Origin of the sequence: Streptomyces griseoflavus, assembly GCF_014649995.1 — a bacterium.
Classification (GTDB): Bacteria; Actinomycetota; Actinomycetes; order Streptomycetales; family Streptomycetaceae; genus Streptomyces; species Streptomyces griseoflavus.
Window position 1 is genome coordinate 404,694 of the sequence record NZ_BMUC01000001.1, and the last position, 6,320, is coordinate 411,013.

The following is a 6,320-nucleotide window of genomic DNA, read 5'->3' on the forward strand; positions in this document are numbered from 1 at the left end:
CGACTAGATTCGATCCATGGCGGACACCAAGCGAGAGATCGAGCGCAAGTACGAGTCCGACACCGACGGGCTGCCCGACCTGACCCGCGTCCCCGGCGTCGCATCCGTCCTCGACCGGGGCGTCACCCACCTCGACGCCACCTACCACGACACCGCCGGCGAACGACTCGCCGCGTCCGCCGTCACCCTGCGCCACCGCACCGGCGGCTCCGACGCCGGCTGGCACCTCAAGTTCCCCGTCGCCCCCGGAGTCCGCGACGAGATCCGCGCCCCGCTCTCCGACACCCTCCCGGACGAGCTCGCCGCCCTCGTCCGCTCCCGCGTCCGCGACCACCCCCTGCGCCCCGTCGTCCGCCTGCGCTCCGACCGCGACGTACGCCACCTCCTCGACGCCGACGGGCGGCTCCTCGCCGAGGTCAGCATCGACACCGTCCACGCCGAACGCCTCACCGGCGACGGCGGCACCGCCCAGTGGACCGAGATCGAGGTGGAACTCGCCGACGACGGCGACCCCGCCTTCCTCGACAAGGTCGAAAAACGCCTCCGCAAGGCGGGCGCCCGCCCCGCGCGGTCGACGTCCAAACTGGCCAGGGCCCTGGCCGACACGGCCCCCCACGGCACCACCACCCCGGCGGCCTCACCCACCCCCGCCACCGCACCGGAAGCGGCCCCGAAACAGAAGCGGCGCTCCCGCACGGCCGGCGAACCCGTCACCGCCGGCGACCACGTCCTCGCCTACGTCCGCGCCCAGCGCGACGCCCTCGTCGAACTCGACCCCGCCGTGCGCCAGGACCTCCCCGACGCCGTGCACAGCATGCGCGTCGCCACCCGCCGCCTGCGCAGCACCTTCCGCACCTTCCGCACCGTCCTCGACCGGGAGACGACCGACCCCGTCGCCACCGACCTCAAGTGGCTGGCCGGGGAACTGGGCCTCGACCGCGACCAGGAAGTCCTCGCCGAACGCCTCAGGACCGCCCTCGCCGACCTGCCCCCCTCCCTCGTCCACGGCCCGGTCACCGACCGCCTCGGCCACTGGGCCGAGGCCCGCCACGCGGGAGCCCACGCACGCCTCACCGGCATCCTCGACTCCCGCCGCTACCTCACCCTCCTCGACACCCTGGACGCCCTGGTAGCCGACCCGCCCCTGCGCAAGAAGGCCGGAGCGAAGCCGGAGAAGGTCCTCACCAAGGCCGTACGCAAGGACCTCGGCAAACTCACCGGCCTCGTCACCCGCGCCCTCGACCTCCCACCCGGCACCGACCGCGACGTCGCCCTCCACGAGGCCCGCAAGAAGACCAAGCGCACCCGCTACGCCGCCGAGGCCGCGACCCCCGCGCTCGGCAAGCCGGCCAAGCGGCTCGTCACGTCCATGAAGTCGCTCCAGGGCCTGCTCGGCGACCACCAGGACAGCGTCATGGCCCGCCAGACCCTGCGGGAACTGGCCGCCGTCGCCCACGCGGCGGGGGAGAACGCCTTCACCTACGGCGTCCTCCACGCCCGCGAGGAACGCCGCGCGGAGCTGGCCGAGAACGCCCTCCCCGAGGCCTGGGCCTCGGTCACCGGGGACCACCGGTCCTGGACGGCGTAGGGAGTACCCCTCCGGCCGCGTTACGCTGAATGGTCACCCCACTCAGCACACAAAGGTTCGCGAGATGCCTGCCGAAGTCGCCGAGTCTGTGTTCCCGCAGCTCGAAGCTCTGCTCCCGCATGTGCAGAAGCCGATCCAGTACGTCGGCGGAGAGCTCAACTCCACGGTCAAGCCATGGGAGAGCTGCGACGTCCGCTGGGCGCTCATGTACCCGGACGCCTACGAGGTCGGACTGCCCAACCAGGGCGTCATGATCCTCTACGAGGTCCTCAACGAACAGGACGGCGTCCTCGCCGAGCGCACCTACAGCGTCTGGCCGGACCTCGAGGCGCTGATGCGGGAGCACCACGTCCCGCAGTTCACCGTCGACAGCCACCGCCCGGTGAAGAACTTCGACGTGTTCGGCCTGAGCTTCTCCACCGAGCTGGGCTACACCAACATGCTCACCGCCCTGGACCTGGCCGGCATCCCGCTGGAGGCCAAGGACCGGACGCTGGACGACCCGATCGTCATGGCCGGCGGCCACGCGGCCTTCAACCCCGAGCCGATCGCCGACTTCATCGACTGCGCGGTCATCGGTGACGGCGAGCAGGCCGTCCTGGAGGTCACCCGGATCATCCGCGCCTGGAAGGAGGAGGGCCGCCCCGGCGGCCGCGAGGAGCTGCTCTTCCGCCTCGCCAGGACCGGCGGGGTGTACGTCCCCGGCTTCTACGACGTCGAGTACCTGCCCGACGGCCGGATCGCCCGCGTCGTACCGAACAAGTCGGGCGTCCCGTGGCGCGTCTCCAAGCACACCGTCATGGACCTCGACGAGTGGCCCTACCCCAAGCAGCCCCTGGTCCCGCTCGCCGAGACGGTCCACGAGCGCATGTCCGTGGAGATCTTCCGCGGCTGCACCCGCGGCTGCCGCTTCTGCCAGGCCGGCATGATCACCCGCCCGGTGCGCGAGCGCTCCATCACCGGCATCGGCGAGATGGTCGACAAGGGCCTGAAGGCGACCGGCTTCGAGGAGGTCGGCCTGCTCTCCCTCTCCTCCGCCGACCACTCCGAGATCGGTGACGTCGCCAAGGGCCTCGCGGACCGCTACGAGGAAGACAAGATCGGCCTCTCCCTGCCGTCCACCCGCGTCGACGCCTTCAACATCGACCTGGCCAACGAGCTGACCCGCAACGGCCGCCGCTCGGGCCTGACCTTCGCGCCCGAGGGCGGCTCGGAGCGCATCCGCAAGGTCATCAACAAGATGGTCTCCGAGGACGACCTGATCCGTACCGTGTCCACGGCCTACGGCAACGGCTGGCGCCAGGTGAAGCTGTACTTCATGTGCGGCCTGCCCACCGAGACCGACGACGACGTCCTCCAGATCGCCGACATGGCCACCCGCGTGATCGCCAAGGGCCGCGAGGTCTCCGGCTCCAACGACATCCGCTGCACGGTCTCCATCGGTGGCTTCGTCCCCAAGCCGCACACCCCCTTCCAGTGGGCCCCGCAGCTCTCCGCCGAGGAGACCGACGAGCGCCTCGGCAAGCTGCGCGACAAGATCCGCGGGGACAAGAAGTACGGCCGTTCCATCGGCTTCCGCTACCACGACGGCAAGCCCGGCATCGTGGAGGGCCTGCTCTCCCGCGGCGACCGCCGCATCGGTGCGGTCATCCGCGCGGTCTACGAGGACGGCGGCCGTTTCGACGGCTGGCGCGAGCACTTCTCCTACGACCGCTGGATGACCTGCGCGGACAAGACCCTGCCCGCCTTCGGCGTCGACGTCGACTGGTACACCACCCGTGAGCGCACCTACGAGGAGGTCCTCCCCTGGGACCACCTCGACTCCGGCCTCGACAAGGACTGGCTCTGGGAGGACTGGCAGGACGCCCTCGACGAGACCGAGGTCGAGGACTGCCGCTGGACCCCGTGCTTCGACTGCGGCGTGTGTCCGCAGATGGACACCAGCATCCAGATCGGGCCGACGGGCAAGAAGCTGCTGCCGCTCACGGTCAAGAAGTCGAGCGCGGTCGGCTGAGACCGCGTGCCGCACGGCCCGGGGCCCGTTCGCTCGGTTGCGAACGGGCCCCGGGGCGTTGTGGAGCGGGCCGGCGCTACTTGAGGTAGACGATGCCGTCGGTGGTGACGGCCGGGCGGCCGCTGGTGCCGACGACCACGATCTTGACGGTGTGCTTGGCGCTGCCGCTCCAGGTCCTGGTCCACAGCGCGTCGCGGTACTTGGTGGTGGCCGACTTCAGGTCCACGGTGGCGGCCTTCGTTCCGTCCACGTAGATGTGGGCCTGGCCGGAGGTGGCGGCCCGGGAGACGACCCAGGCGACGGAGCGGCCGGTGAAGGTCCAGCTCAGCGAGGCGTTCTTGGCGGAGCTGCTGTACGACTTGCCGCCGAGGTAGCTGGTGGAGGACTTGGTCGTCCATGTGCCGGTCCGGGTGGCGGAGCTCTCCTGGAGGACGACCGGGGTGCCGGCGACCGAGGCGGTGGCGGTGTTGCCCGCCTGGTCGCGGGCGGTCAGGGACCAGGTGGTGGCGGCGCCGGACTTGGCGGTGTGGTTCGCGCCGGTGACCGTCGGCCCGTAGGTCCTGGCGGTCGGGGCGGTGAGCCGGACCTCCTTCAGGGCGGCGCCGTCGGTGGCCTTCCACTTCAGTGTGAGCGGGACGGCGGCGGTGGTGACGGTGCCGGTGCGCAGGGACAGGTTCGGCTTGGTGCTGAAGGTGGGGGCGGTGGTTTCGGCGACGACGGTCGCGGCGGCCGTGGTGGTGGTCGTGCCGGACTGGTGGACGGCGCGGACGGCCACCTTGTGGGTGCCGGCGGTCAGGGTGGCCTTGGCGGAGGTGGCGGTGCCGGGGGCGGTGGCGGCGGTCCTGCCGTCGACCAGGAGTTCGTACCTCGCGATGAGGGCGGCCGGGGTGGTGGCCGACCAGTTCACCGTGATGCCGGCCTTGGTGTAGGTGGTGGTGCCGGAGGTTCCGCCGCCGGTAACGGTCTTCAGGGTGAGGCCGGAGACCGGTCCGCCCGCCCAGGTGCGGACGGTGGCGAGCCTGGTGTAGAAGGCGTCGCCGGGGCACTGGGTGTTGTAGCCGTCGCGGTGGCCGTGGATCGCGGGCAGGGTCAGCCGGTCGCCCTTGGCCCAGGTCTTCCCGGTGTAGCTGCGGCCGCTGTCGCCCGCGGTGAGGGTGGCGGTGCCGGTGGGGGAGACGCCGTACTGGCCGAGCTTCCACGCGGCGACGCGGGCGACGGAGGTCAGGGCGGCCGTGGGGGGCGCGGTGGAGGTGTGGGTGCCGAGGACGGAGATGCCGGTGGTCTCGCTGTTGAAGCCGTAGGCGTGGGCGCCCATCACCGGCAGGTCGACGCCGCCCTTGCGGCCTTCGTACACCGTGCCGCACTTGTCGACCAGGAAGTTGTAGCCCAGGTCTTTCCAGCCGAGCTGCTTCACGTGGTAGGCGTGGATGCCGCGCACCACGGCGGGGCCCTGGGCGCAGGTGTAGTCGTTGGACTCGGCGGTGTGGTGCACCACGACCGCCTTGATCCTCTCGCCGGGCAGATAGCTCGGTTCCTCCGGGCTGATCGACTCGTCGGCGCCCCAGGTGGCGCGGGAGGTGATCGGCGGGCGGGGTGCGGTGGAGGGCGGCGCGGCGGGGACGCTCACCGAGGGGCTGGGGGTGGCGGTGGGCGGGGAGGTGGCGGGGTCCGTGGGTTCGGTCACCGGGGGTTCCGGGGCCGTGGGCTCGGTGGGGGAGGGCGCGGCGGGGGTCTCGGAGGCGGGGGCCTCGGGGGCGGTGGCGTCCGGCTGGGGTTCGGTGCCGGTGCCCGGGCCGGTCGTGGGGTCGGTGCCCGGTTCGGTGGTGGAGGGGTCGGGTGTCCCGGTCTCGTCGACGGTGTAGGCCGCGGGCTCCAGGGCGGTGACCTCGCCGCTGCCGGGGTCGACCATGTCCAGGCGCAGGCCCTTGGGCAGCGGGGCCGCGTTCTTTCCGTCGACGCGTACTTCGACGCCGTCGGAGGGGCCCACCCACGCGGGTTCGGTGCCGCCGCGGGCGGCGCTGTTCTCCCCCTGGCCGCTGTCGCCGTCGAGGGTGAGCCACCGCGACCAGTTCCCGGTGCCGGCGGCCCGGGTGCGGACCTCGACGGTGCCGCCGACGCGGGCGGAGGGGTCGGACCAGGTCACGCCGAGCATGCTGAACGGCGCGGTGTCCCGCTTGCCCAGGGAGGCGGAGGTGCCGTCCTCGGAGACCCGCAGGGCGGTGGTCTCGGCCTTGCTGCTGACGGGCCCCGGTGCGCCACCGGTGGCGGAGCCGGTGCTGTCCTGTCCCGTCACGGTGTGCAGGACGAGGACTCCGGAGAGGCCGGCCGCGACGACGGCGGACGTCTTCCAGACGTGTCGTGGTGTGCGCATGTCAGCTCGCGAGGTCCTTCTGCGTGAGGAGGAGCGGAGGGGGACGCCCGCCGCCCGCACGGGCGGCACAGGGGAGACTTGCGTGACCGGGTGATGGTTGTACGGCGAGGTCGGCGCGCCGGGCGGAGCGCCGGCGCGGGCCGTGCGCGACAAGGGGCCGAGCCGCTGTGCGTGAGCGACGTCACTCCGGCCGCCCGGTCCGCGGCCGGGTGCCGGTCGGCCGCGCGAGCCGTACGTGCCGTACGTGCGCGGGAGCGGCCCTCCGTCACCCTTGAGTTCTAGTGGTTGTCGCAACACCCCAGCTCAAGGGGTGCGATGGACTTCGACGTTCGCAAGGACCGGAAGCC

Annotated in this window: 3 protein-coding genes; 2 read left to right on the forward strand and 1 reads right to left on the reverse strand. The window is 72.2% G+C overall.

What is annotated here, in order from left to right; translation table 11 throughout:
* The first annotated feature begins 16 nt into the window (after window positions 1-16).
* The gene (locus tag IE172_RS01800; protein ID WP_190095246.1) at window positions 17-1,588 is read left to right on the forward strand and encodes a CYTH and CHAD domain-containing protein; all 1,572 of its coding nucleotides are present in this window, start codon (window positions 17-19) and stop codon (window positions 1,586-1,588) included.
* 64 nt (window positions 1,589-1,652) lie between these two features.
* Window positions 1,653-3,602: a TIGR03960 family B12-binding radical SAM protein gene (locus tag IE172_RS01805; protein ID WP_190095247.1), complete on the forward strand. Its 1,950-nt coding sequence runs from the start codon at window positions 1,653-1,655 to the stop codon at window positions 3,600-3,602.
* Between the two features lie 76 nt (window positions 3,603-3,678).
* On the opposite strand, the gene IE172_RS01810 is transcribed toward IE172_RS01805, so the two are convergent.
* A complete protein-coding gene (locus IE172_RS01810) occupies window positions 3,679-5,973 on the reverse strand; it encodes a peptidoglycan recognition protein family protein (RefSeq protein ID WP_190095248.1) in 2,295 nt (764 codons plus the stop codon).
* Between the last annotated feature and the right edge of the window lie 347 nt (window positions 5,974-6,320).

Excerpts from the sequence above, each read along its gene's own strand:
- IE172_RS01810 (WP_190095248.1), bottom strand. The coding sequence starts at position 5,973 with ATGCGCACACCACGACACGTCTGGAAGACGTCCGCCGTCGTCGCGGCC.
- IE172_RS01805 (WP_190095247.1), top strand. The coding sequence starts at position 1,653 with ATGCCTGCCGAAGTCGCCGAGTCTGTGTTCCCGCAGCTCGAAGCTCTG.
- IE172_RS01800 (WP_190095246.1), top strand. The coding sequence starts at position 17 with ATGGCGGACACCAAGCGAGAGATCGAGCGCAAGTACGAGTCCGACACC.